Origin of the sequence: Streptomyces sp. NPDC051776, from assembly GCF_040681345.1 — a bacterium.
Lineage (GTDB): Bacteria > Actinomycetota > Actinomycetes > Streptomycetales > Streptomycetaceae > Streptomyces.
This window is the reverse complement of sequence record NZ_JBFAYQ010000060.1, coordinates 1-24,445: the sequence shown is the minus strand read 5'-3', so window position 1 is coordinate 24,445 and position 24,445 is coordinate 1. Positions and strand designations below refer to the sequence as shown.

Annotated in this window: 15 protein-coding genes and 2 pseudogenes; 5 read left to right on the top strand and 12 right to left on the bottom strand. The window is 69.2% G+C overall.

Features of this window, described 5'->3' with window-relative positions:
- Window positions 1-110: 110 nt before the first annotated feature.
- The 4 genes from AB0M26_RS28705 to AB0M26_RS28690 form a co-directional block, all read right to left on the bottom strand.
- Window positions 111-662, bottom strand: coding sequence for an ATP-binding protein (locus AB0M26_RS28705; protein ID WP_365265453.1), 552 nt, complete (start codon window positions 660-662; stop codon window positions 111-113).
- Between the two features lie 762 nt (window positions 663-1,424).
- The gene (locus AB0M26_RS28700) at window positions 1,425-1,982 is read right to left on the bottom strand and encodes a response regulator (RefSeq protein ID WP_365265451.1); all 558 of its coding nucleotides are present in this window, start codon (window positions 1,980-1,982) and stop codon (window positions 1,425-1,427) included.
- 7 nt (window positions 1,983-1,989) lie between these two features.
- Window positions 1,990-6,003, bottom strand: a complete 4,014-nt coding sequence (locus tag AB0M26_RS28695) for a response regulator (protein ID WP_365265449.1) — start codon at window positions 6,001-6,003, stop codon at window positions 1,990-1,992.
- Window positions 6,004-6,006: 3 nt separating this feature from the next.
- Window positions 6,007-8,883 carry an AAA family ATPase gene (locus AB0M26_RS28690; RefSeq protein ID WP_365265447.1) on the bottom strand — a complete coding sequence of 959 codons (2,877 nt, stop codon included), beginning with the start codon at window positions 8,881-8,883 and terminating at the stop codon, window positions 6,007-6,009.
- Between the two features lie 194 nt (window positions 8,884-9,077).
- Between AB0M26_RS28690 and AB0M26_RS28685 the strand changes: the two are divergent.
- Window positions 9,078-9,711 (top strand): annotated as a pseudogene (locus AB0M26_RS28685) (HemK2/MTQ2 family protein methyltransferase).
- A gap of 20 nt (window positions 9,712-9,731) precedes the next feature.
- On the top strand, window positions 9,732-10,007 hold the full coding sequence (locus AB0M26_RS28680) for a CDGSH iron-sulfur domain-containing protein (protein WP_365265445.1): 276 nt from the start codon (window positions 9,732-9,734) through the stop codon (window positions 10,005-10,007).
- Here the strand turns inward: AB0M26_RS28680 and AB0M26_RS28675 are convergent.
- Both AB0M26_RS28675 and AB0M26_RS28670 read right to left on the bottom strand, forming a co-directional pair.
- Window positions 9,975-11,015, bottom strand: coding sequence for an iron-containing redox enzyme family protein (locus AB0M26_RS28675; RefSeq protein WP_365265443.1), 1,041 nt, complete (start codon window positions 11,013-11,015; stop codon window positions 9,975-9,977). The genes AB0M26_RS28680 and AB0M26_RS28675 overlap by 33 nt on opposite strands.
- A complete protein-coding gene (locus tag AB0M26_RS28670; RefSeq protein ID WP_365265441.1) occupies window positions 11,012-12,220 on the bottom strand; it encodes a glutamate--cysteine ligase in 1,209 nt (402 codons plus the stop codon). The genes AB0M26_RS28675 and AB0M26_RS28670 overlap by 4 nt, the downstream gene beginning before the upstream one ends.
- A gap of 273 nt (window positions 12,221-12,493) precedes the next feature.
- Between AB0M26_RS28670 and AB0M26_RS28665 the strand changes: the two genes are divergently transcribed.
- The gene (locus AB0M26_RS28665; protein ID WP_365265439.1) at window positions 12,494-14,293 is read left to right on the top strand and encodes a thiamine pyrophosphate-requiring protein; all 1,800 of its coding nucleotides are present in this window, start codon (window positions 12,494-12,496) and stop codon (window positions 14,291-14,293) included.
- Between the two features lie 19 nt (window positions 14,294-14,312).
- Here the strand turns inward: AB0M26_RS28665 and AB0M26_RS28660 are convergent, their stop codons facing one another.
- From AB0M26_RS28660 to AB0M26_RS28650, 3 genes and pseudogenes are all read right to left on the bottom strand, one after another.
- Window positions 14,313-15,338 (bottom strand): YihY/virulence factor BrkB family protein, encoded by a 1,026-nt coding sequence (locus tag AB0M26_RS28660; protein WP_365265437.1) that lies wholly within the window; start codon window positions 15,336-15,338, stop codon window positions 14,313-14,315.
- Between the two features lie 257 nt (window positions 15,339-15,595).
- Window positions 15,596-15,922 (bottom strand): plasmid stabilization protein, encoded by a 327-nt coding sequence (locus AB0M26_RS28655; protein WP_365265436.1) that lies wholly within the window; start codon window positions 15,920-15,922, stop codon window positions 15,596-15,598.
- Between the two features lie 285 nt (window positions 15,923-16,207).
- Window positions 16,208-17,697: pseudogene (locus AB0M26_RS28650) on the bottom strand (FAD-dependent oxidoreductase).
- Window positions 17,698-17,935: 238 nt separating this feature from the next.
- On the opposite strand from AB0M26_RS28650, the gene AB0M26_RS28645 reads away from it, so the two are divergent.
- Both AB0M26_RS28645 and AB0M26_RS28640 read left to right on the top strand, forming a co-directional pair.
- On the top strand, window positions 17,936-18,568 hold the full coding sequence (locus AB0M26_RS28645) for an endonuclease (protein WP_365265434.1): 633 nt from the start codon (window positions 17,936-17,938) through the stop codon (window positions 18,566-18,568).
- Window positions 18,569-19,002: 434 nt separating this feature from the next.
- Complete coding sequence (locus AB0M26_RS28640; RefSeq protein WP_365265433.1) at window positions 19,003-20,097, top strand: glutamate--cysteine ligase; 1,095 nt, start codon at window positions 19,003-19,005, stop codon at window positions 20,095-20,097.
- 253 nt (window positions 20,098-20,350) lie between these two features.
- On the opposite strand, the gene AB0M26_RS28635 is transcribed toward AB0M26_RS28640, so the two are convergent.
- The 3 genes from AB0M26_RS28635 to AB0M26_RS28625 all read right to left on the bottom strand — a co-directional run bounded on the left by AB0M26_RS28635 (window position 20,351) and on the right by AB0M26_RS28625 (window position 24,197).
- Window positions 20,351-20,809 (bottom strand): hypothetical protein, encoded by a 459-nt coding sequence (locus AB0M26_RS28635; RefSeq protein WP_365265431.1) that lies wholly within the window; start codon window positions 20,807-20,809, stop codon window positions 20,351-20,353.
- A 6-nt stretch (window positions 20,810-20,815) separates the two neighbouring features.
- On the bottom strand, window positions 20,816-23,185 hold the full coding sequence (locus tag AB0M26_RS28630; protein WP_365265429.1) for a nitrate reductase: 2,370 nt from the start codon (window positions 23,183-23,185) through the stop codon (window positions 20,816-20,818).
- Between the two features lie 277 nt (window positions 23,186-23,462).
- Complete coding sequence (locus AB0M26_RS28625; RefSeq protein ID WP_365265427.1) at window positions 23,463-24,197, bottom strand: DUF5701 family protein; 735 nt, start codon at window positions 24,195-24,197, stop codon at window positions 23,463-23,465.
- Window positions 24,198-24,445 lie beyond the last annotated feature (248 nt).

The following is a 24,445-nucleotide window of genomic DNA, read 5'->3' as shown; positions in this document are numbered from 1 at the left end:
GGATCGCGGGCGCGTCGTACCGGACACCGCGCGCGACCTCGTCGAACTCCGCAAGCATCGCGTCCATATGCGCCGAGTGAAACGCATGGCTGACCAGGCCGCTGCACCGGTCAGGGCCGCCGCCCTTGGCCCAGCCGGGTGAGGGCCCTGTCGAGGGGGCGGGCCCTGTCGCGGGTGCGCAGTTCGAACCAGACGGTCTTGCCCCCAGCGGTGTGGCGTGCGCCCCAGCCTGCGGAGAGCTGATCGACCAGGTGCAGTCCCCGGCCGTGTTCCTCGTCGACCCGGGCGAGCGGGCGGGCGTCGGGCGGAGCGGCGGGGCAGGCATCGACGATGTCGCAGCGCAGCGTCCGGCGTACGGGGGAGTGTGACATCCGCAGGTGGATGGGGCCCCAGGCGTGCCGGAGCGCATTGGTGACGAGTTCGCTGACCAGCAGTTCGGCAACCTCGACCTGCTCGTGCAGCCCCCACCGGGCCAGTTCGCCCCGGATGGCATGCCGAGCTTGGGGTACGGCGCGCACATGGCAGTCGAGCGACAGGGAGATCACCTGCCTGCGTCCCACCCCCAGCTCCCCGGCCAGCTCAGTGACACGGGCGGCGGCTGTCGTCAGCCGACTCAGCAGCCGCCCGAGCTGGAGCCGTGCGGCATCACGAAATGCGCTCACGGCGGAACTCTGGGCGACGGAATACGGTCGACCGTAATCCGTTGCCGCGGGACGCTGAGCCGGAATGGCCTGAGTTCGCCGTACGAGCGCGTATTGCTCAGGAACGGCCCCCGAAAACGCGTACCGCGTCACCACTGCGTTCGTCGTCGGCCGCCGGGCCGCCGATGGGTACGACTCCGGTTCCGGGGACATGTGCCTGCCTTTGCTTCTCGGGAGCGAAGCGGGGGGAGCGGAAGGCGTGCGGAAGTAGCGCGGGGCCGGCTGTGGCCCCCAGGAAGGTTGTGGCGTGCGAACGCCGACCGGACGCATCACGTCCACCCACCTCTCGATCCGTTTCATCAGCTGTGGGGGAGCTGACCTATGCATTTACGGTGCACTCGCTGACGCAGGCAGTCGTTAGGGAAACCCCCAAGTACGCCCCCAAAGGTGCGTCTGGGTGCGCATACGTGCGGTGGCGGCCGGGGTCGCGCACCGTCGGGCGTCGGGCGTCGGGCGTCGGGCGTCGGGCGTCGGGCGTCGGGCGTCGGGCGTCGGGCGTCGGCGTTAGCGATGGCGTCCGCGTTGGCGCTGGCGGACGGCGCTGTGCCTGCCCGCATCATCCACGATAAGTTCGGCGCCGATGACGCAGCGTTGCTGAAGCCCGATGCCCGATGCCCGGTGCCCGGTGCCGGGTGCGGCGGGGTGGGAGCGGCGCGCGTCGGCCGGGCGTGCAACGCCGCCCGCGTTCCGGGCGGCGCTCCCACCCGCCCTCATCGGAGGCGCTCACCGCTCCAGGGTCACGGCGGCGAGTCGCTGAAGCTGTCGTGCCAGGCGGCCTACGGTGTCGTCCTTTTCGGCGACCTGGTCCAGAGCCGCGGCCGGGAGCGAGCCCTCGGCAAGGGCCGTCACGGCGTCGGCGACGTGGCCGAGCCGCTGTTCCATCTGCTCGAGCCGGATCCTCAGCAGGATGTGGTTGACCCTGGAGGTCAGCAAGAGGTGGTCCAGTGGCTTCGGCAGGTAGTCCTCGGCGCCCATTTCGAGGCAGCGGACGACACTGTCCAGGTCACCGACGGCCGACATCATGATCACGGGTGTACGGCTGAGCTGCTGATCGTGCTTCATCAGATCGAGCGTGGCGTAGCCGTCCATCTCCGGCATGAGGATGTCGAGCAGCACCACATCGAAGTCGGACTCCCGCAAGATCTGCAGGGCCTTGAGCCCGTTCTCGGCCGTCGCCGTCTCCAGCCCGGCCACTTCCAGGCGGTAGGTGAGCATCATGCGGTTCGTGCGATCGTCGTCCACGACCAGGATGCGCCCTCTGCTCTCGGTTCTCTCCGTCACAGGGTTTCTAGTGGTCACGGCCAAGCTCCGCTCTCTGTTCGACCAGCCCGTCTCTCGCACCGCGGTACTCCGCTTCAATTCGTGCCACCAGCGGTGCTGTCTCGCTCAGATCTCCGGTGGCGCAAAGGTCCTCCACTTCCTGGCACAGCGGAACGAGCCGCGGGAGTCCAAAGGTCTTTGCATGGGATTTGAGTGTGTGGGCCGCCCGGCGCAGTTCCTCTGCATTCCGTTCCTCAACGCTGCGGCGAATGCTTCCGACCAGTTGCGGGGAGTCCTCCAGGAACGTGTCGATGAGGTGGGTGACGAATTCCTTGTCGAGAGAGCCTGCCAGACGCCGGAGTGTGGGTGTGTCGAGCACGGGCAGCGACGACGTCTCCGCTTCCAAGGTGCCGGCGCCGCCCGTGCCCGTGCCGGAGGGCGGTGCGTCCGGTCCCCCTCCGGGCGCTGTCGTCGCCGGGTTCCGTACGGACTGCCCCGCCCCCTTGCCTGTCGCGGGCGCCTCGGGTGTCACACGGTCGAGGGCCTCGGCGAGATCGAAGCTGTGCAGGGGCTTTCTGAGGTAGTCGTCCATCCCGGCGGCGAGGCAGGCGTCGCGGTCCTCGCTCATGGCGTTGGCGGTGAGAGCGATGATGTACGGCCGGTCGGCGACGGTCAGAGACCGGTGGATCCGCCGGGAGGCGTCCAGGCCGTCCATCACCGGCATCTGCACATCCATGAGGACCACGTCGTAGGGCTTGTGACGCAGCGACTCCAGCGCCTGGGCTCCGTTTTCGACCGTGTCCGCGGTGTGACCGATCTTCCGGAGCATCCGGACGATGAGCTCCTGGTTCACCAGGTTGTCCTCGGCGAGGAGGATGCGCAGGGGCGCGGCTCGCCGTTCCTTCTCCTCCGGCCGCCGCGTCGCGTCGGCCGCCTCGACGGGTGCCGCGACGCCGAGCAGTGTGCGGCAGAGGTCCGCGTAAAGATCGGCCGCCCGGATCGGCTTGGTGTGGTACCCGGAGAAGTCGGCCAGGCTTCCTCCCGTCGCCGCGGGCCGGCCGATGGACGTGAGCAGGAACAGAGGGAGTTCTTCCTTGCTCCGGTGCCGGCGTATCTCTTCCGCGAGCATGACACCGTCCATGTCCGGCATCTGCATGTCCAGGATCGCGATGTCGAACGGATCGCCGTGCCGGATCCATTCGAGGGCTTCCCGCGGGGATCCCGTGGCGCGTACCACCATGCCCCAGGCGGTCGCCTGGTGGGTGAGGATCATCCGGTTCGTGGATCCGTCGTCCACGACCAGCAGATGCTTTCCCCTGAGGTCGACACGGGAGACCACCTGGCGGGTGCGCACGGCTTCGGGAACGACTCGTGTTTCCACGGTGAAGTGGAATGTCGAGCCCTTGCCCAGTTCGCTCTCGACCCACATCGTGCCCCCCATGAGCTCGGTCAGCCGGTTGCTGATGGCCAGCCCGAGTCCCGTTCCGCCGTATCGCCGGGTGGTGGACGCATCGAGTTGCTCGAAAGGCCGGAACAGCTGGTCCAGACGGTCCGAAGCCATCCCGATCCCGGTGTCACTCACGGAGAAGTGGAGCCGGATGATGTCCCCCGCGTCCTCCGAAGCCGGTGATTCGATCTTCTCCGGCGCCTCCCCGGAGGGCGCCGATTCCGCGGTGGTCGGCCCGACCCTGAGGACGACTTCGCCGGTGTCCGTGAATTTCACTGCGTTATTGAGCAGGTTGATGATGATCTGCCGCAGTCGGTCGATGTCTCCGATGATTTCTTCCGGGACTTCCGGATCGATAATGTATGCCAGGTCGAGATCCAGCTTCTCCGCTGCCATCGGGGCAATGAAGTCGAAAGCTGTTTCCACACACTGGCGGAGCTCGAGCGGCTCCAGCCGGAGCTCAAGTTTTCCGGCCTCGAACTTGGAGAAGTCGAGAATATCGTTGATGATGGTGAGCAGACTGTTTCCGCTGTTCTGGATGACATGAGCGAATTCGGTCTGCTCGGCATTGAGCGGGGTGTCGAGGAGGATTTCGGTCATGCCGATCACCGCATTCATCGGTGTGCGGATCTCATGGCTCATGGTCGCGAGGAACGCGCTCTTGGCCTGAGTCGCGACTTCTGCCGCCTCCTTGGACGCCTGGAGCTCCGCGGCGGCGCGGGACCGTTCCAGCACCCGCCCGAGCTGGGTGCTGGCGTTCATCATGAGCCGCAGCAACGCGTCATCCGGCTCTACGGCCTCCGGGGTCAGAAAGTCGAGAACCGCCGCGACCTCCTTTCCGATGACGACCGGGACGGCGATTCTGCCGGTCACCCCGGTGTTCTCCGGGGCCTCGGGCTGCGCATCGCCGGCCGCGGATGAACCCGCGGTGATGTCACGGGTCCAGGCGGGGCGGCCGGTGACGCACACGGTGGCGGGAAGACCGTTCGATGTGTACAGCCCGGCTGCCGAGGCGATGTCGTGCAGCGGCGCCCGCAGCTGCTGCTCGTCGACGTGCCAGATCGGTGCCGGGACGAGCTCGGGGTCCGGCGCGGGCCGGTCGGAGCGGGAGTCCGAGTCGGCGGCGGGCTTTGCGAGGTAGACGTGGCCGACGGGCCACCGCATGTGCCGGCACACCAGGTCCAGAACCGTCTGCGTCGCGTCCTCCCATGTGTCCGCTTCGTTGGCGGCGGAGGCCACATGCTGGAGCAGGCGGAGGGACTCGGTCTTCTGGTGGAGTTCCGAGGTGCGCTGGTGGACCTCCTCCTCGACGGCGGAGTAGCTCTTCTGGAGCCGCCCGGCCATGACGTTGAAGGCGGTGGCCATCGCGCCGACCTCGTCGCGGCTGCGAACCGTGGCCCGGCGCGTGAGGTCGCCCCCGGCGAGGGCCCGGGCGGCCTGCACCACGGCGCCCACATTGCCGGTGATGCGCCGGGAGAGCAGAGCGGCCACGGCGATGATCACAGCAAGGACCGCGGCGATACTGGCCAGCACCCGCACATTGCGGTCGTGGAAGTTGTCCAGGCGGGTGTTCAGCATGTGGTCTTCCTGGTCGAACAGGGCTTTCCAGAGGTTCGAGTTCGACCGGATGGCGCCGGCTGTCCTGGCCGACCAGTCCGCCCGCGAGATGCTGCTCCGGTCACCGTTTGCGAACTGCCGGTTCACCGTGCTGGTGAGTTCGCGGGCCGAGGAGGTGGCGGAAGCCAGCAAGGGCCGGATGGTCGGGCGGAGTTCGGTGTTGTGGTTGAACGAGGAGGTGGACTCGAAGGCCCGGTTCAGATCGCTGTTGAGCTGGAGCAGGTTCTGATTGAGACCCGTGGAGTCGTAGGCGATGCGCACCCGGGCACCGTTGGACCGGCCGCCCTGGACCAGGATCGACCTTCCAGTGTCCGCGATCTTGTAGAGCTGGTTCATCATCTGCGGTTCGCGGAGCAGCAGTCCGGCCATCGTGTAGTAGGTGTCGAGGTCGGGGTCGAGAATCAGCTTCGAGGTGTCCCCGACGTAGGAACCGAGGCCCAGAAGGTTCCTGACGAGCCGGTCGTACCCCGGCACGTCGGCGCGGACATCGGCAGGTGCCGAGGACAGCCGTGCCCAGTCGCGGCGCAGCGCCGCGGGCGCCAGCGCGCCCTTCCCCTTGGCGGACAGGTCGGAGACGGTCGTCCGCAGGGGCTCCCGCAGCTGTCGGTCGACCTTCGTAAGGGCCGCGAAGCCTTGGTCGACCGCACGCTCGGCTGCCGCCACCCGGCTCGCCGGTACGGACTCTCCGGTGAGATTGCGGTACAGCAGTGCGCGGCGGTCCGAGACGTCCTGGACCAGCGTGCTCACAGGACGCAGGTACTGGACGCCGCTCAGCTCGGTGCGAGCAAAATCGATCTTGCTGTTCTGGTGGTCGACCAGGTAAAAGGTGGCCAGCCCGAGCGGGATCATCAGGGCGATGCAGATGGCGAGCAGCTTGTGCCGGATACGGGGGGCGAAGCGCATTCCGCGGTTGCTGGGCGATCCGCTCTGCGGTGCTTCCGGGAACCCGGGCGGCTTCGCATCGGGCGCGGAGGACATGGGCTACTCCGACTCTCCCGCCGCGTGGGCCCGCTCGGTCCGCCCGGCGAGCTGGCGCCGGTTGGTGACGCCGAGCTTCCGGTAGACGCTGGACAGGTGGACCTCCACGGTCTTGGCGGTCACGAACAGCTCCTGGGCGATCTCCCGGTTGGTCCTCCCGGCGACGGCGAAGTCGTAGACCCTGCGCTCGCTCGGTGTCAGCGACTGCAGACCGGTCACCGCGTGGCGCCGGGGTCGCAGCCCGGCCACATGCAGTTCGTCCTGGACCTGCTGGACGAGGGGAGCCGCGTTACGGGCCTCGGCGATGTCCAGTGCGTCGCTCAGCAGAGTTCTCGCCTGCCTCCGTTCGCCGTGCCGGCGCAGCGCCGCCCCGTAGTCCGCAAGTGCCTTGGCGTATTCCAGACGAGCGGGGGAGCCCTGCAGCCGGGTGACGGCCTCGCGCAGCAGGCCGATGTCCGCGTCACCCTCGCTCAGCGTGCCCGCGATGCGCAGAGCACGGCCGAGGGCCCGCGGCGCGCTCCAATGGCGGGCCAGCCTCAGTTCCGCGTCGGCCAGAGCCCTGGCCTCATCGTCACGACCCAGCAGATGGAGACACTGGGCGGCTTCCGACCGCCACGGGACCATGGCGGGATTGTCGCCGCCGGCCGCGCTGAACGACTCGCCGGCGGCCAGCGCGGCCCCGAAGGCCTCAGCGGTACGGCCCTGGAGGCGCAGCAGATGGGCCCGGCTGTACAGCACGTAATACATCAGCCCGGTGAGGGGAGCGGTGTCGGGAACTCCCGTCCACTCCAAGGTGGCCTGCGCCTGGGCCAGTGCGCCCAGCTCCATCTGCACCTCGGCCTGGACGGGGCCGAGGACCAGCCGCCGCAGCCCCAGGGAGTACGTCTCCACGGCGTGCACCGCGTCGGCGGCGTCCACGGCGGCTTCGTCGAGATTGCCGCGGTACAGCCACGCCATCGCGCGGTAGGTCAGTGCCCCGGTCAGGTCGTTCACCGAGCCCTGCCGGTGCGCCTGCTCGACCGCGGCGTCCAGGCTGCCCAGTACCTCTTTCCGGTCGGCGCTGATCAGGACCTGCCAGCCGAAGGACAGCGACATCTGCCCGTCGGACGGCTGGTCCGGCGTGTTCTCCCGGAGCGCGCGCTGCGCCCGCACGACCGCCCGCGGGTCGCCGATGACCGCGTCATGGCCGGCGATGACGCAGTCCAGGTACCGGCCGCCCATGCTCTGGGTGGGTTTGGGTGCGCGCAGCTCAGGCAAGCGGCTGATGATGTTCCGGCGCAGATCCGGCCGGCCCGGTTCGTAGAGGGGAATCGAGAGGATGCAGGCATTCAGCCGGTACAGCAGTTCGGTGTCCTCGGGTGCTGTTCCTTCCAGGGCCTGCTGCCAGACCGCCAGCGCCTCTTCGGGACGCCTGAGCGAGAGCAGCGCGCTGCCCAGGGCCAGTTCGATTTCGACCCGCCGCCGGGAAGGCGCGGCCAGTTCGTGTGCCGCCGTGAGGTACTGAACGGCTGCCGCGCTGTCCACCCGCCGCATGGCGTTGCCGAGTTCGAAGAGAAGCGCGAGGCGGTCTCCTTCCGCCGGGGGCTCGGCCAGAGCGCGGCGGAGATATTTGGCCGCGGTTTCGGGGGAGCCGCGAGCCAGGGCGCTCCGGGCCGCCGACCACAGCATCGTCACGGTGTCGGCGTCACCGGCGGGCACGGTACGCAGCAAGTGCGCGGCGACCTTTTCGACCTCGGCCCCGGAATCCCGGAGCAGGTTCGCGGCCGTTCTGTGCGCACGGTGGCAGTCGGCCGGTGTGATCTCCTCGTACACGGCGGTCTGCACGAGCGGATGCACGAACCCCACCCGCGGATTCACGTCGTCGGATGGAAGGGTGTAGAGGATCTGGGCCTGTTCGAGACTCTTCGCCGCGTTCATCGCGTCGTCCCGGGAAAGCCCGGCCAGCTCCGCCGCATGGCTCAGGTCCGCACCGTCCCCCAGCACGGCGATGGCCTGGGTGAGGGGGGTCGAGCCCTTGGGGAGGCGGCGCATCCAGATGGCCACCCGCCGGGCCACCGCGCGTGGCCCGAGGGCGTGGACCTCCGGGATGTTCGCGGCCGTGGGCTCGACGTGCTCGGCGGTGAGCGCCTCGGTCAGCTCCTTGAGGAGGAGTGGGTTCCCACCGGTCGCCGACCAGCAGGCGGAGAGGAAGCCCTCGTCCTCCGGTTCGGGTGACCCGGATTTCTCGAATTCACTGATGATGAGCGAGGCCGATGCCTCGGCACTCAGTTTGGACGGAAAAACGGTCACCGAGGACGGTGCGGTGACGATCTGGTCGAGCGCATTCGGCTGATCATTTGCTTGAAAAGGCCTCAGGGTGCCCACCACGCAGGCCTGGATGTCCTCGAGACGCGGCATGAGGTAGCTGAGGAATTTCAGTGAATCGCTGTCCGCCCAGTGCAGATCATCGACCATGATGGCTATGGGCTGTGTTTCGCAGATATCCGCGGTCAGCCAGTACAGGCCATGAAGTATCGAGAAATCGCCACCCGAGGAATGTTCCGGAACCACTCTCCGCAGCACGATCGCCGCCTGGCCCGCGGTGCCGGACAGGATGCGTCGCCGCTCTTCCGGCTCCATGCGCGAGAGGATCGGTTCGAAGAGCTGCCGCACCACGCCGAAGGGGAAGTCGCTCTCCAGCTCCGAGCCCCGCGCTCCGGCCACCTGAAACCCGTCGGCAACAGCGATCCGCTTGGCCTCGGCCAGGAGACTGGTCTTGCCGATCCCCGGCGCACCCTCGACCATCACGGCTTCTCCATGGCCGGCGCGGGTCGCATCCATCGCGCCCCGCAAGACCTGGAGCTCGCCGCTTCGCTCGTACAGCCCGGCCATATGCGGCATACAGTCCAGTATGCGCGGTCCGGCCACATCTGCGTTCGTTGTCCGAGCTCAAGGGCCTCCTGGCGGGCGCCAGGCGTGGAACAGGCGCATCGCCGGCGCCAGGAAGGGCGGCCTCCCCGGGCCCGGGATACGCCCGGTTTGGCGGGGAAGATCGATGGTATCCGGGAGGGGTGATTCTGCTGCGGCCTCCGGGGGTGTATGCACCGCAGGCGGATACGTTCCTCCTGGCCAGGGCGCTGGAGAGCCTGATGCTCCCACCGGCGGCCAGGGTGCTCGACATGTGCACCGGAACCGGCGCCCTGGCCGTGGCCGCTGCTCACGCCGGAGCCGCCCGGGTCACCGCGGTGGACACATCGGCGCGCGCGGTGTTCGCGGCCCGCTTCAACGCATGCATTGCGGCTGCCCGTCCGCGCGCTGCGCGGTGACCTGCTCGATCCTGTCGAGGCGGAGATCTTCGACGTCATGCTGGCCAACCCTCCGTACGTGGTCTCGCCCGGTCCGCCACCGCGGCGGCGGGCCCATCGTGCCTGGTACGCGGGCAGCGACGGGCGGTCCGTCGTGGACCGCATCTGCAGGCGTGCGCCTGCGCACCTCTCGCCCGGCGGGCTGCTGCTGATCGTCCAGTCCGCACTCTGCAACGCACCGCGAACGCTCGACATGCTGCGCGAAGCCGGCCTGAAGGCCGCAGTCGTCGACAGGACGGTCGAGCCTTTCGGCCCGGTGATGCGATCACGCGCTCCGCAGCTGCGTGAGCGGGGCCTGATCGCTCCGGAACAGAAGACCGAGGAGTTGGTGGTGATCCGTGCCGACCGACCACTCGTCCCCTGACGCGACCCCCCGGTGCCGCAATGTCCCCTGACGCGACCCCCCGGTGCCGCTACGAACAGCCACCGGGTGCCCGCCGCGTGTTCATGGAGCAGGGAGGACCGCTGCTGGTCGAAGGGCCGGTGGAAGTCGTGCTCGAGGACGGGAGCACAGTGGTCTCCGAGCGCTTCATGGTGGCCCTGTGCACTTGCGGCCGCACCGCCACGCAGCCGTGGTGCGACACCAGTCACCGGCGGCGCGTAAGTGAACCCGCGCCGGAGCGCGGCTCAGGATCCTCCCGGCAACGGCCGCAGGAGTGAGGACCGGCCCTCCTCCCAGGCGGAGAGCACATCGTGCTCCAGCCGCTCCTCCAGAAGGCCGGTCGCCTGGATACCGAGGACGACGTCAGGGGCCAGTGACGGTTCGTCGGCCAGCAGGCCGCCCACCACGTCCCGGCGCATGACCTGCTCGTGCACCGCATCCGCTTCGATGTGCTCGGCGTAGAAGTGTCGGCAGGCCGCATCCGCTTCCATACGGTCCAGGGCCTGGACCATCCGTGCGGCGCCGGGCGCCGTGGTGATCTCCGCAGCCGTGAAGTGCCCGACGAGCGCGCCCCGCAGGCCCCGGTGCAGGCCGAAGTACGACATCAGATTCACGGGGGCGAGGGCGGCCGCCGGTACGGCATCCACATAGGCCCCGTACGTCGGGTCGAGGCCCGCGCCGACCATGAGATCCGCATACAGCCTGGCGTGCACGCGATCGGCGTGTCCGCCCCCGAACTCGTCGAACTCCACGGCGACCAGGGAGGCTTTGGCCCGCCCCTCGAGCCGGGGGATGACCCACGCGTGCGGGTCGGCCTCCTTGAGGTGGTAGACCGATCGGTGCACGAAGAACTCCCGCATCCGGAGCCAGGTGCCATGACGTCTCAAGTGGTGTGAGATTCCAGACCGGTTCAGCGGCTCCACGAGGAGCGCGTCGAGTTCGGCTGCGACATCCGCACCGCCGGTGACTTCGTCGAGCACCGCCGCATGGAAGCAGCGCTCCATCGCCCCCCGGAGCCGCAGTAGTTCGGGATCCCACTCCCACCCGTCGTCGACGCCTGCGAAGCCCCGGTAGTGCAACTCGTAGCACGCGTAGAGAGCCAGTTGCAGATCGGCGCCGAACGGATCGGCACGCGCCGCCTCGTCCACGGCCGGCAGCGCGCTCCGCTGCGGGGCGCCGGCCAACGCCGCCAGAACGCCGGAGGACAGCGGCCCCCTTGCCTCCGGCAGCGCAGGCCCGGCGCTGTTCCCGTCCTGAGTCCTCACACCTGCGGTCGTCGTGTTCATCGCGCATTCCTGTTCACGGCTTCGTCGTTGACCGTGGCCCGGCGTGGCGCGGGGGAGGGGGCGGTCTGTTCGATGAGAAGGTCCACGACCGCCGGCAGGCCGTGGGAGGAGGCAGCGCGCTGGCGATGCGCCCCCGAGCCGGCCCGCCACAGCTTCGCCAGCGCCTCCCGTACGGTGTCCAGGTCGAATGTCGACTCCAGTGCCGGGGCCGTGTGGTCCAGCAGCCGGCCGACCGCCATGCGCACCGGCAGCCGCCGGGCGTCCACGGGATCCACCGCCGGACCGTCGAGTCCGTAGCGTGCGGCCGACCACAGCGCCGTGGCGAGGACCTGGTCGTCCCCGCGAGGCGCTTCCCGCCCCCGGGCGAGATCCTCCAGGGCCCTCATCACCAGACCGCGTGTCAGGGCGGCCTGGAGCACGGTCTCCGCCGCACTGCCGACCGCGTCAGCGGCGCGCACCTCGACCGTCGGCCACTGCGGAGAGAGCCGGGCCAGCCAGAACGACATCGCCGAGTCGATCAACGCTCCGGCCTCGACCAGCCGCTCCACCCTCGCGTCGTACTCCTGGGTGGACCCGCACCAGGGCGGCACGCCGGCACCCGGGAACCGGGCCTGCTCCATCATGCGCCAGGACGCGTAACCGGAGTCCTGGCCGCGGTCGTACGGGGAGTTGGCGGACAGGGCCAGCAGCGTCGGCAGCCAGGGCCGCAGATGGTTGACCACCGCGACCGTCGTCTCCCGGTCGGGCACACCGACGTGCACGTGGCAGCCGCACGCCTGGTAGTCCGTCGCCTGCCCGGCGTGGACCCGCATGATCTCCGCGAAGCGCTCGCCGTGGGTGCTGCCCACCGGTCCTGTCAGCACCGGCGTGCCGGAGGAGACCAGCCGTACCCCCTCGGCCCGCGCGGCGTCCCCCAACAGGCGCCGCCCGACCATGAGGTGATCCCGCAGGACATCGAGGCCGGTGCAGACACCCGTCGCCGCCTCGACCTGGCTGCTCAGCAGCTCCGGCTTCACGGTGGCGTCCGGGGCGGACGGGAAGGCGCCGGTGAGACGTTCCAGGACGGAGGCCGAGCGCGGCACCGAGCGCCGCGACACCGGATCGACGAGCAGGAACTCCTCCTCCACGCCGATGGTCCGTCCCGGCGGTCCGGAAGACGGACCGTAACCATCGGACAGCGCACTGTCGGGTGCCACGTCCCCCATCACTCCTCCTCGGGTCGCCCGCGCGGGCCCGGTCCCTGGCGAGTGCCGCGCCGGGACCTGCCCAAACCCCGGGCAAGGCGCCGCGCAGAGGTCCGAGGGGCCTTCCGGCGGCCCTCCGCACCCGTGATGGCCGCCCGCACCCGTGAATGGCCGCTTTCGAGCGCCGCGCTGGTGTTTCCGTACGCAGTGCTCCGGTCACCCGGAGGCATGGGACGAGGCTCCCGGCAGCCTCGCCACCCGATCGCGCCCCGCCTGCCGAAAGGAGCCCTCCCGATGAGCGAGACCGTTGCCGATCGCATCCTGTCCCGACTGCGGCAGTGGGATGTCACCGAGGTCTTCGGTTATCCCGGAGACGGAATCAACGGGCTGCTGGCCGCCTGGGGCCGGGCCGGGAACACGCCGCGGTTCATCCAGGCGCGGCACGAGGAGATGGCGGCGTTCCAGGCGGTCGGCTACGCCAAGTTCAGCGGCCGGGTGGGAGTGTGCGCCGCGACGTCGGGGCCCGGTGCGATCCACCTCCTCAACGGGCTGTACGACGCCAAACTCGACCACGTACCGGTCGTGGCGATCGTGGGCCAGACGCACCGGTCCGCGATGGGCGGCTCGTACCAGCAGGAGGTCGACCTCCACGCGCTCTATAAGGACGTCGCCTCGGACTTCCTGGAGACCGTGACCGTCCCCGAGCAGCTTCCGAACGTCCTCGACCGGGCGGTGCGCACCGCGTACGGCCGCCGCGCCCCCACCGCCGTGATCGTGCCGGCGGACGTCCAGGAGATGGCGTACACCGAGCCCTCCCATGCCTTCAAGATGGTGCCGTCCAGCCTCGACCGCAGCGACTGGGAAACCGTCCCTTCCCAGGAGTCCCTGGAGCGTGCCGCCGAAATCCTCAACACCGGGGACAAGGTCGCCATCCTGGTCGGCCAGGGGGCCGCGGGCGCGCGCGACGAGGTCGTCGAGGTGGCCGAACTGCTCGGGGCAGGGATCGCCAAGGCCCTGCTCGGCATGGACGTGCTGCCGGACGCCCGTCCCAACGTGACCGGCGCGACCGGGCTGCTGGGCACGCGCCCCTCCTACGAGTTGATGCGCGACTGCGACACTCTGCTGACCATCGGCTCCAGCTTCCCCTACTCGCAGTTCCTGCCCGATTTCGGCACGGCGCGGGGCGTGCAGATCGACCTCGATCCGCACATGATCGGCATGCGCTACCCGTACGAGGTGAACCTCGTGGGGGGCGCCGCGGCAACGCTGCGCCGGCTCATCCCCCTGCTGCGCCGGAACGAGGCGCGCGACTGGTACGACGAGGTGTGTGCCGCGGTCGAGCGGTGGAACGACGTGACGCGCAGGCGCGCCGAGCTGTCCGCCGACCCGGTCAATCCCGAGTACGTGGCGCACCGGTTGAGCCCGCTGCTGCCGGACAACGCCATCGTCACCGCCGACTCGGGGTCCGTGACGAACTGGTACGCGCGGCACCTCCGCTTCCGCGAGGGGATGCGCGGCTCGCTGTCGGGGACGCTCGCCACGATGGGGTGCGCGGTCCCGTACGCGATCGGGGCGAAGTTCGCCCATCCGGACCGGCCCGTGGTCGCGCTCGTCGGCGACGGGGCGATGCAGATGAACGGCACGGCCGAGCTGATCACCGCGGCGAAGTACGCGAAGGACTGGGACGATCCACGGCTGGTCATCGGCGTGTGGAACAACCGCGACCTCAATCAGGTGACCTGGGAGATGCGGGCGATGGAAGGGGCCCCGCAGTTCGAGCCGTCACAGGCGCTCCCCGACGTCTCGTACGCGGCCCTCGCCTCCGCGATGGGGCTGACCGGGATCCGGGTGGAGAAGCCGGAGGGGGTGGAACCCGCATGGCGGGAGGCACTGGCCGCGGACGGGCCCGCGGTGGTCGAGTTCCTGACGGATCCCTCGGTGCCACCGATTCCGCCCCACGCGACCTGGGAACAGATGGAGTCCACGGCCAGGTCCTTGGTCAATGGCGACCCGGACCGGGTCGATGTGGCCAGGCAAGGTCTCAAGGCGAAGGTTCAGGAGTTTCTGCCGGGATCCGGGCAGACGGCCGAGTAGCCGACCGGGACCATCCCGTTCAGGCCGCCCGGCCTCCTTCATCACGCGGCCATTTGCGGGTGTCCCGGGGCTCGACGTAGGGCTCCTCCTCCTCGGGGTGGCCGCCGGCCACGACGCGTTCCCGTGCCAGTTCGGCGTCGAATTCCAGCCCCAGCAGGATGGCCAGATTGGACAGCCAGAGCCACACGAGGAAGATGATGACGCCGGCCAGGGCGCCGTAAGTCTTGTTGTACGAGCCGAAGTTCGCCACGTAGGCGGCGAAGCCTGCCGATGCGGCCAGCCAGATCAGCAGGGCGAGAAAGCTTCCCGGGGTCACCCATCGGAACCCACGTCCGCGGACATTGGGCGCGGCCCAGTAGAGCAGGGCGATCATCAGGGTCACGAGCAGCACCAGTACCGGCCACTTGCCGATGGACCACGCGGTCACGGCTGCGTCGCCGACCCCGATGACGTCGCCGACCCGCTTCGCCAGCGGCCCGGTGAAGACGACGATCAGGGCGCTGGCCGCGAGAAGGATCATCAGGACCACCGTCAGCGCCAGCCTGAGGGGGGTGACCTTCCAGACCGGCCTGCCCTCGGACACGTCGTAGACGGCGTTGGAGGTCCGGATGAAGCCTCCGATGTAGCCGGATGCGGACCAGACGGCACCGATCAGGCCGATCACGGCCAGGATGCCGCCCGTGGTGCGGCTTTGCTGCAGTTGGTCGACGGCCGAGTTCAGGATGTTGCGTGCCGAGCCGGGGGCGAACTGCTGGATGTTGTTGAGAACCTGGTCCGTGGCAGATGAGCCGATCACGCCGAGCAGCGAAACGAGGACCAGCATGGCCGGGAAGATCGAGAGAACCGCGTAGTAGGTGAGCGAGCCTGCGCGGTCCGGCAGTTCGTCCTCCATGAATTCCTTGCCCGTGCGGCGCAGCACGGCGGACCAGGAGCGCTTCTCCAGATCCGTGGGCCGGTCCGGGGCTGCCCGCTCCACCTCGGGGGCGGGTCCGATCCTGTCGGGAGAGCCGGAATCGTTCCGTCGGTTCTCTTCTTCCGGTGCCATGGCACCGACCTCTTCCCGTGCCGCGGATGTCGGTCCCGGGACGGGTAACCGGGAAATCCGGTAAAAATCACCAGTTATCCGGAACCGGAAAAAACGGGTACAGGTTGGTTCCCTCCGACGTCCGCGGCCCTCCGGCGCTCGACTGCCGAGCGCCGGAGGGCCGCGCATATTCGTCGTACGGTTCACTTGCCGGAGAGAGCCTCGAGGAGTTCGCCGACCTGGGGCCCCCGGCGTGCGCCACGGCGGCCCGGGCGACGTCAGCGGCCCAGAGCCTTGGCGAGTTCGTCCTTGGTCATGGACGAACGTCCTTCGATGTTCTTCTTCTTGGCCTCGTTGTAGAGCTGGTCACGTGTCGGGCCCTTGGGGCCCTTTCCGGACCGCTCGCCGCCCCGCTGGGGCGCGGATTTGGGGTCCCGCGTCGAGGTGCGGCTGGCGGACTTCGCTTCGCCGGAACGTGCGCGTTCCTTGTTCACCGTACGGGCGGCGATCTCCTTGGCCCTGCCGGTGGACGCGCCACGTTCCTCCTGGCTCTCCTTGATCCGCTCGTACTGCCGCTCCCGCTTCTGGCTCGACCCTGCAGGCATTGCGACACCTCCTTGTGCGAAATGCAGTTTTCGGGTTCCACGACTGGCGCGTGGTCATGCGTCACAGCCGGAGGAATTCGAGCGCCCGGTGAGGTTCGCATGGCACGAGGGCGGCCGGTGCCGGCGATGCACACGAGGGGGCTTTGTGACCGATGGGGCGCAGGGTACGGCGGATCACCGGTGTCGCGGTGATCTCATCCCAGGGCCGCGGAGATCCCGGAATCTGCCCATCAGTACCTCCCGCGGCACAGCAGCCAATCACTTCCCCTCCGGACCGACGGCGGCCTATTCCACATCCCGGCGTTCCAGCGGCGCGGTGGCCGGTCCTTGGACGACGGACCCGTCCGGGCGAAACGGGAGCCGTGGCACGGGCACTCCCACGCAGTTTCCGCGGTGTTGAAGGCAACGAGGCATCCCAGATGCGTACAGCGCGCGGACACGGCATGCGGGGTGCCGTCCGGAGCCCGGTACACCGCACAGTGGCTCCCCCCGAGGCGGACGACCGCCCCCGACCCGGGAGCGATGTCCTCGACGGAGTCGGCATGCGTCGTGCGCAGCCGGTCTCCGACGAAGTGTTTGCCCACCTGTGCCTGATGCTTGAGGAAACCGGATATTTCGCGCACGGCACTCCACAGGCGCCGTGGGTCGTACAGGCCGGCCCACGGGAGGGTCTCACCGTTGATCCGCGCCGCCAGCAGGCGGCCTGCCATGACACCGCCGCTCAGTCCCCAGCCACCGAAGCCGGTCGCGACATGGGTGTGGCGGGCGCCGGGGTGGAGCGGCCCCACGAGGGGAACGGTGTCGGTCGGGTCGGTGTCCTGCGCGGCCCACCGGTGCGTGACCGCGGCTCCGGAGAAGTGCGCGCGGGTCCACTCCTCCAGCCGGTGATATCCCTCGGGGGCATGGCCCGTACCCGGGGTGAAGCTCTCCCCGGTGACGATGAGCAGGCGCCGTTCGTCGTCGTAGGGCGCGGTGCGCACCGATCGTTTGCCGTCCTCGTCGGTGATGTACATCCCGCCGGGGTCTGCCGAGGCCGGGATGGGGGCGGCCACGACGAGCTCCCGGTGGACGGACAGACGGGTGAACAGCAGGGCCCGGTCGAAGACGGGGTAGTGGGTGGCGACCACGACCTCAGCGGCCGTCACCACATGGCCGTTCTCACTGGTGAGCCGGCAGGGCTCGCCCTCGTCGAGTCCCGTGATCCGTGTACGTTCGTAGATCTCCCCGCCGTGTGCGATCACGTCGGCCGCCAGGGCGAGCAGGAACTTCCGCGGATGGAACTGCACTTGGTCCTCGACGCGTACGGCGCCCGCGATGGGGAACGGCAGTCCGCTGTCCGTCACGAAGGACGCATTGAGCCCCGCCTCTTGGGCGGCCTCTGCCTCCCGGCGCAGGGCGTCCGCGCCTGCGGAACCGGTTGCGTACGTGCAGGCCGGGGCGACTTCGAGCTCGCAGTCGATGTTCATGTCCGCGGTCACGTCCACCACATGGCGGACGGCTTCCTGCTGGGACCGCGCGTACAGGCGGGCCCCCTCGGCTCCGCGGGTCCTGCGCAGGTGGTCGTACACCTGGTTGTGCAGAGCGGTGACCTTCGCCGTGGTGTTCCCCGTCGTGCCGCCGCCCACCCGGTCGGCCTCCAATAGGACGACCCGGCGACCGCGACGAGCCAGTTCCCAAGCCGTGGCGACCCCCGCGATGCCGGCACCCACGATCGCGACATCGGTCCGCAGGTCGGTATCGAGGGCCGGGCGTGCGGGACCGCGAGCTGTGTCCATCCAGTACGACATGGCCGGTGAGTACCCCATTTCCCGCACCTCTCCCGGACGGAATACCTATGAGGGCGGGAGTGACAGCGGAACGTAGTACCCCATGGAACCGGTTGTGATTGCGGCTGAATGCCGCCCGCGGTGAGCTCGCCCGACCTCGTTAGTGCCGGTGGGGTCCCGGGCACCCGGGTGGCGAAGCGCAGAGCCACAGGCAGGTAAGAGCCACAGGCAGGTAGGTGAGGCCGTCATGGCGACGAAGAACCGAGCTCTCATGCAGTCGCTTCTGGACCGGGAAGGCAGGACGTACGCAGCTGAGGCCGGCATCCGTCTGCGGAACACGCCAGCACCGCTCTATCAGCTTCTCGTGCTCTCCCACCTGCTCTCCGCCCGGATCAAGGCGGACATCGCCGTGGCATCCGCCCGGGCACTCTTCGATGCCGGAATGCGGGACGCCCGGAGAATGTCCCGGGCCGGCTGGCAGCAGCGCGTGGACGCGTTGGGGAAGGGCGGCTACCGCCGCTACGACGAGCGTACGGCCACCCAGCTGGGAGAAGCCGCGGAGTTCCTGCAGCGGGAGTACAAGGGGGACCTGCGGCGCATGCGCGAGGCCGGGGACCCGAGGAAACTGCTGCGCGAGCTCCCCGGTATCGGCCCTACAGGCGTCAACATCTTCTTCCGCGAAGTACAGGGCGTCTGGCCCGAGTTCGCACCCTACTTGGACGAAAAGGCCCTGCAGGGAGCGCAGCGCCTCGGGTTGCCGAAGACTCCGGAGACATTGGAACGCCTCGTCGACACCGCGGAGTTGCCGAAGCTCGCCGCCGGGCTCGTTCGAGTGGCCCTTGACGACGAGGCAGCCCACGCCGTGCGTGATGCCGCTTGAAGGCGGAAGAGGCGAGAAGACGAGGTGAAAGGGGCGAGATGAGGGCGGAAGGCGCGAGACGAGGGGAAGGGGCCAGAGAGAGGGCTCCGGCTCTCCCCTGGTCTCCACCGGAGCCCCCCTCGGTGCGATTCCGCCGCCGTTCGTCCGTGGTGCGGAACCGCCGTGCTCAAGCCCCTGGATCTTGAGCACTGTTCCCCTGGGTGCCCCGGGACGGGAGGATCCATGCCCCGGATCTCGGCCAATCGAGCCGGGGATGTGCGACCGGCAGGGCGGCTGCCCAATGTCGCAACCCCCTACGGTGAGAGGCGCTCACTGCGTGGGCCATGCGGGTGACTTGGCGGGGTACTTGGTGGGAAACGTGCCTCGCGCAGAGCCGGGGGACGAGCCTGGTCGCACCGTGCCGGTAACGGCCGATGCACCCCGTGGAGAGGCCCATGATGCGCAGTGTCGGCGTGGAGGAGGAACTCCTGCTGGTGGATTCCGCGTCCGGGGAGCCCAGGGCGCTGTCCGCGGCCGTCCTGGCTTCCGCCTCCCGCGTTTCGCATGACACCGATGAGCAGGGGTTCGAGGCGGAGCTGCACCGGGAGCAACTGGAGTTCGCCACCAGGCCGCAGACCAGCATGACGGAGTTGTGGAACGAGGTCCGCGGATGGCGGCGAGAAGCCGCGCATCACGCCGAGCGGCTGGGAGCGGCAGTCGCCGCTCTGGCCACATCGCCGCTGCAGGTCAGACCTTCCATCAGCTCCGAGGAACGCTATCGATGGCTGCTTGAACAGTTCGGCCTGACCGCTCAGGAACAACTCACGTGCGGATGTCACGTCCATGTGTCCGTGGCATCGGACGAAGAGGGCGTCGCAGTCCTCGATCGCATTCGCCCGTGGCTGCCGGTGCTGCTCGCCCTGAGCGCCAACTCCCCCTTCTGGCAGGGAAAGGACAGCCAGTACGCCAGCTATCGCAGCCGCGTGTGGGGGCGGTGGCCCTCAGCCGGCCCCGTGGAAATCTTCGGCTCCGCCGAGCGGTATCACGCGCAAGTGGAGGCGATGCTGGGGACGGGGGTTCTCCGTGACAAGGGGATGGTCTATTTCGACGCCCGCCTGTCGCACAAGTACGGGACAGTCGAGGTCCGCGTGGCGGACGTATGTCTCGCGCCCTCGACGACGCTTCTCCTCGCAGCTCTGACGCGCGGTCTGGTCGAGCGGGCGGCCCAGCAGTGGCAGGACGGTGAGCCGCCGGTGCCGCACGGCGTGGGCCTGCTCCGGTTGGCTGCGTGGCGAGCGGGCCGTTCGGGGATGGACGGGAACCTGCTGCACCCCCTCACCATGCGGCCCGAGCCGGCCGACTCCGTGGTACAGGCACTGCTCGAGCATGTACGGGCGGCGCTCGACGATGACGACCTGGCCCTGGTCCGGGAGGGGCTCGACGAAATCTCCCGCAGCGGAACGGGTGCGCGGTTCCAGCGCGAACTCCTCCGGCGAACCGGCAGTCTGCGGGATGTGGTGGTCGAGTGCGCGAGGCGTACGGCCGGCTGAGGACGCGAGGGTGCGAGGCCGCGAGGACGCGAGGGTGCGAGGACGCGAGGGTGCGAGGACGCGAGGGTGCGAGGACGCGAACGGTGAGACATGCAGACCCTTGCATGAACCCGGACTCGCTCCGGCATCGTGCAGTTGCGGAGACGGCGAAGCTCTGGAGTACCTCACGGCCATGACCGGGCCCGCCACGTTTGCCTCGGCCACACTCGCGTGCGCGCCGCGGATTGTGTCACCCCCGTAGACCCGCCGAGCCTCAACGCGCCACCAGAAGTGCCTGAGGCGCTGCCGCATTCATGCGTGTCCTCAGCCACCGGATCTGTCCGGTCGTCTCCGCGACGCTCGCCTCGGCCGCCTGCAGGAGTTCCTTGTCCCGCAAGCCCTGGGCGGCCTGCAGCACCATGGTCCACGTGATAGCGACGAAATGGGCCATGACGTAGAGATCGTGCAGGTCACGCAAGAGACTGAGCCCCCCATGGCGTTCGCGGGAGAACTGACCCATCAGCATCCGTTCGGGCTCCTGATCCTCCCGCTCTCCGTACCGTTCGATCATGGGGCGCAACCGCGCGGCGCGATCGTCGCACTGCCCGGACATCTTGCGCGCCAGGAGGTGGACGTCGGGCTCGGACTGATGCGCGTCGGCAACCGAGCGGAAGGCCTCCGCGAGCGTGCACTCGGCGTGTTCGAGCAGTCCCAGATAGGTGGGCAGATTCATGGTCGGCTATGCCTCCGCTTCGCTGGGGGCGGCCGTTCCCACGGTCGGCACCGGGGCGGGGCCGCCGGGGTCGGGGCCGAGCCCGGTCAGGCGTACCGCGCTGGTCTTGAACGTCGGTTGCTTGGAGACCGGGTCCCACAGGGCGGGGGTGAGGTCGTTGGCCGCCTGGCTGCCGTAGTGGAAGGGCATGAACACGGTTCCGACACGGGTGCCGCAGATGCGCGCCGGCACCTCCACCGCTCCGCGCCGCGACTCGACCCGCACCAGGTCTCCGTCCTCGATCCCGTACGCAGCCGCGTCCTCGGGAGAGACTTCCACCCAGGGACCGGGGGCGGCGGCGTCGAGGCGAGGGCTGCGGCCGGTCTTGGTACGGGTGTGCCAGTGGTACACCGTTCTGCCCGTGGTGCACGTCAGCGGATGCTGTTCATCGGGCGCTTCGGGTGAGGGCTCGTATGCTGCCGGGCTGATCCGGGCACGGCCTTCCAGCTTCATCGCTTGATGCTCCTGACGGGTGAGCGTTCCGCCGGTGGCCAGGTCGTGCCCGTAGTTCTCGCACTGCTCGGTGGCGGTGTTGAAATGCGATGTGGTGTAGAGCCTGGGGGTTCCCTCCGGGTTCCGGGCCGTGCAGGGCCACTGCACGCCGCCGGCCGCCTCCCGGAGCCGTTCGTAGCTGAGGCCGGAGTAGTCGCACGGCCTGCCCCGGGAGCACTCCTGCCAGGCGCGGTAGGCGCCCTCGGCGTCCTTCCATGGCACGAGGGGCTTGCCGTCGCGGTCGGTGAAGCCCATGCGCCGCCCGTAGTCGAGCCAGATCCGCAGGTCGCTGCGGGCGTCCCCGGGCGGGGAAACCGCTTGTTCGGAGAGGTGCACGGTGCGGTCGGTGTTCGTATACGTCCCCGTCTTCTCGCCCCACAGGGCGACGGGCAGGACGACGTCCGCCAGTTCCGTGGTCTCCGTCGGAAAGGCATCCGAGACCACGGTGAAGCATTGGTCGGAAGCCAGTACCGCGCGCAGGCGGCCGAGGTCGGGGAGGGAGAGCGCGGGGTTGGTGCCCGCGATCCACAGGAGGTTGATCGAACCCTGCTCCACGTAGCGGAAGATCTGCATGGCGTGCGTGGGCTCCGCCCAGTGGGGGATGGTCAGGGGATCAACGTTCCACAGGCGGGCCAGCTCACGGACGTGCTCCTCGTTCGCCCAGTTGCGAAACCCCGGCAGGTCGCCGTTCGCGCCGCATTCACGGTTGTTCTGGGCCGTCGGCTGGCCGTTCATCTGCAGGATTCCGCAGCCGGGGCTGCCGATTATTCCGCGCAGCAGGTGCAGGTTGTTCACCTGCACCGATGCGGCCGTGGCCTGGTGCGACTGATAGAACCCCTGGAGCACGGTCGACAGGACGCGCTCGCTGGTCCCGAAGATCTCCGCCGCGCGCCGGACGGCCGACGCGCTCACACCGCAGATGTCGGCCGCCCAGTCCGGCGTGCAATCGGCGACCGTGGACATCAACTCCTCGACGCCGCGAGTGTGGCGGGCCAGATAGTCCTCGTCGGCCCATCCGCGAGCGATGACTTCGTGCAGCAACGCGTTCATGAGCGCGAGATTGGTGCCTGGTCGGACCGCCAGATGCACGTCGGCCGCGCGAGCGACAGGTGTCGAGCGTGGATCCACGCAGACGAGAAGCGGCCGGTCGGGGCCCTTCAGCCGGTCCCGCATACGGGTCCACAGAACGGTCTGGGTCTCGGCCGGGTTATGACCGAAGAGGAACAGGGCGTCGGTGTACTCGATGTCCTCGTAGGCAGCGGGCTGCCCGTCCGTGCCGAACGTCTCCTTCAGGGCGGCTGCGGCCGTGGCCGTGCACAGCCGCGTGTTGCCGTCCATGTGGGGCGTACCGATGCCTGCTTTGCCGATGACGGCGAGCGTGTAGTACTCCTCGAGCATCAACTGCCCGCTGGTGTAGAAGCCGTGGGAGAGCGGGCCGCGGTCCGTGAGAAGCTCCTGCGAGCGTTGGACGATCAGGGACATCGCCGTGTCCCAGTCGGCCTCCACTTGCCGGCCTCCCGATGTCCTGATCAACGGGCGGGTGAGACGATCCGGCGACAGCTGGCCCTCCCAGCCGAAGAGCCCCTTGGGCCCGAGCCGCCCCCGGTTGACCGCGTCCCCCGCCCGGCCGCGTACGCCGACCATGCGGCCCTCGCGCACCGCGATGTCCAGACCGCACCCATTGCTGCACAGCAGGCACGGCGACCGGACCCACCGGTCGACCTGTTCCTCTCGCACCCCGTCGGCGAGCCACTGGTCTGTACGGGACGGCCATCGGGCGCCTCTGGAACCGGGCAGCGCTCCGCCCCACGGATCTGTGATTCGGTCCTCGGCCGCATCGGGCATGGTGGCTCCGTATCCGCTCGAAGGCGTCACTTGTGCGCGGGGGATCCGGCACTGAACGCCGTTCGTCGTCTGTGCAGTGGATACCGCGTACCCGGTACGCGTACGGGCTCACAGTGGTCGTCGGCCGCACGGAGCAAGGGGGCCGCACGGAGCATGGCCGCACGGAGCAAGGGGGCCGCACGGAAATGGCCGCACCGAGCAAGGGGGGCCGCACGGAGCAGGGGGAGGGGAACCGAGGCCGGGGGGTCGTGTTGTTCCCGGTGACTGGCGCCGGTGTTCAAGCCCGCGGCTCGGCGACGAGAACCTTCCGCTGTTCTCGGGAACCTCCCGGGTCCTGGAACTCACCGCCCCGCCGGCCTGTTGCTGAGGCGAAGCCCAGCCAGGTGTGCCGGTTGCCCCACCAGCACCAGCCCACCTTCGGTGCGTTGCGGCGCTCTCGTCCGTCCCGCCCGGTGCCGTTGCTGATCCAGATCGCCGGGGTGCGGGCGTCAAGGGTGCCGTCCGCCTTGAGCAGGCGGGAGCCGATGGTCATGAAGCAGCGGTTGCGTTCGAGGGCCGCCGGCTGCTGGAGCACCCAGTGGATGCCTTCGGTGAGCAGCAGCGGGGTGCGGTTCTCTTCGGTGAGGGCGGGCAGCGCCTCGTCCGGGCTCCAGTTGGCGATGTGGTCACCGCGGTCAAGGCCGGTGAGCAGGTGGAGGGGAGCCTCTGGCAGCTCGACGGTGCAGGGGGCGAAGCCGTCGACGTCGGCCATGTCGGTGACGACGAAGCCCGGCTTGTCGTCACGGCGGAGCAGCGGCGCGAGCGCGGAGGCAGGGGCCCGGTCCGGGTGAACAGCGAGCAGGGCACCGTCGCCGCCCGCAGCGGCTTCGGCGGCCGCGGCGAAGGTACGGATATCGGTGGCGGGCAGCCCGGCGATCTCGTGCACCCCCAGCTCGATCAGTCGTTCGGCCTGGGTGGTCAGAGCCGAGAGAGCGGGGAGCACGGAGGAGGTGGCGGGCGTGGTGTCGGGCACGATGCTCTCCGGGGCAGCGAATGGACGGACCCCGGGACAACGAGTCGTATCCCTGGGCCGTTCCCGCTTCCGCGTACTTCTGGGATCACGTCGCCGTACGGGCCCAGTCCCGTCGGGGGCGGCCCTAGGGAGCGTATCCAGTTGTGATCAATGTGTGGGCTCCGCTCCCGCAGCGGGGCGGGTTCCTGTAGATCGTCATGCATGACGCAGGTGCAACTTACGGACGTGGAATGGGAGTTCATCGAGCC

Bases quoted from the DNA above. Each gene is read 5' to 3' on its own strand.
- AB0M26_RS28675 (WP_365265443.1), bottom strand. From the start codon at position 11,015: ATGAACACGACGACCGCAGGTGTGAGGACTCAGGACGGGAACAGCGCC.
- AB0M26_RS28660 (WP_365265437.1), bottom strand. From the start codon at position 15,338: ATGGCACCGGAAGAAGAGAACCGACGGAACGATTCCGGCTCTCCCGAC.
- AB0M26_RS28670 (WP_365265441.1), bottom strand. From the start codon at position 12,220: ATGGGGGACGTGGCACCCGACAGTGCGCTGTCCGATGGTTACGGTCCG.
- AB0M26_RS28665 (WP_365265439.1), top strand. From the start codon at position 12,494: ATGAGCGAGACCGTTGCCGATCGCATCCTGTCCCGACTGCGGCAGTGG.
- AB0M26_RS28680 (WP_365265445.1), top strand. From the start codon at position 9,732: ATGTCCCCTGACGCGACCCCCCGGTGCCGCTACGAACAGCCACCGGGT.
- AB0M26_RS28655 (WP_365265436.1), bottom strand. From the start codon at position 15,922: ATGCCTGCAGGGTCGAGCCAGAAGCGGGAGCGGCAGTACGAGCGGATC.
- AB0M26_RS28635 (WP_365265431.1), bottom strand. From the start codon at position 20,809: ATGAATCTGCCCACCTATCTGGGACTGCTCGAACACGCCGAGTGCACG.
- AB0M26_RS28695 (WP_365265449.1), bottom strand. From the start codon at position 6,003: ATGTCCTCCGCGCCCGATGCGAAGCCGCCCGGGTTCCCGGAAGCACCG.
- AB0M26_RS28645 (WP_365265434.1), top strand. From the start codon at position 17,936: ATGGCGACGAAGAACCGAGCTCTCATGCAGTCGCTTCTGGACCGGGAA.
- AB0M26_RS28640 (WP_365265433.1), top strand. From the start codon at position 19,003: ATGATGCGCAGTGTCGGCGTGGAGGAGGAACTCCTGCTGGTGGATTCC.
- AB0M26_RS28630 (WP_365265429.1), bottom strand. From the start codon at position 23,185: ATGCCCGATGCGGCCGAGGACCGAATCACAGATCCGTGGGGCGGAGCG.
- AB0M26_RS28690 (WP_365265447.1), bottom strand. From the start codon at position 8,883: ATGCCGCATATGGCCGGGCTGTACGAGCGAAGCGGCGAGCTCCAGGTC.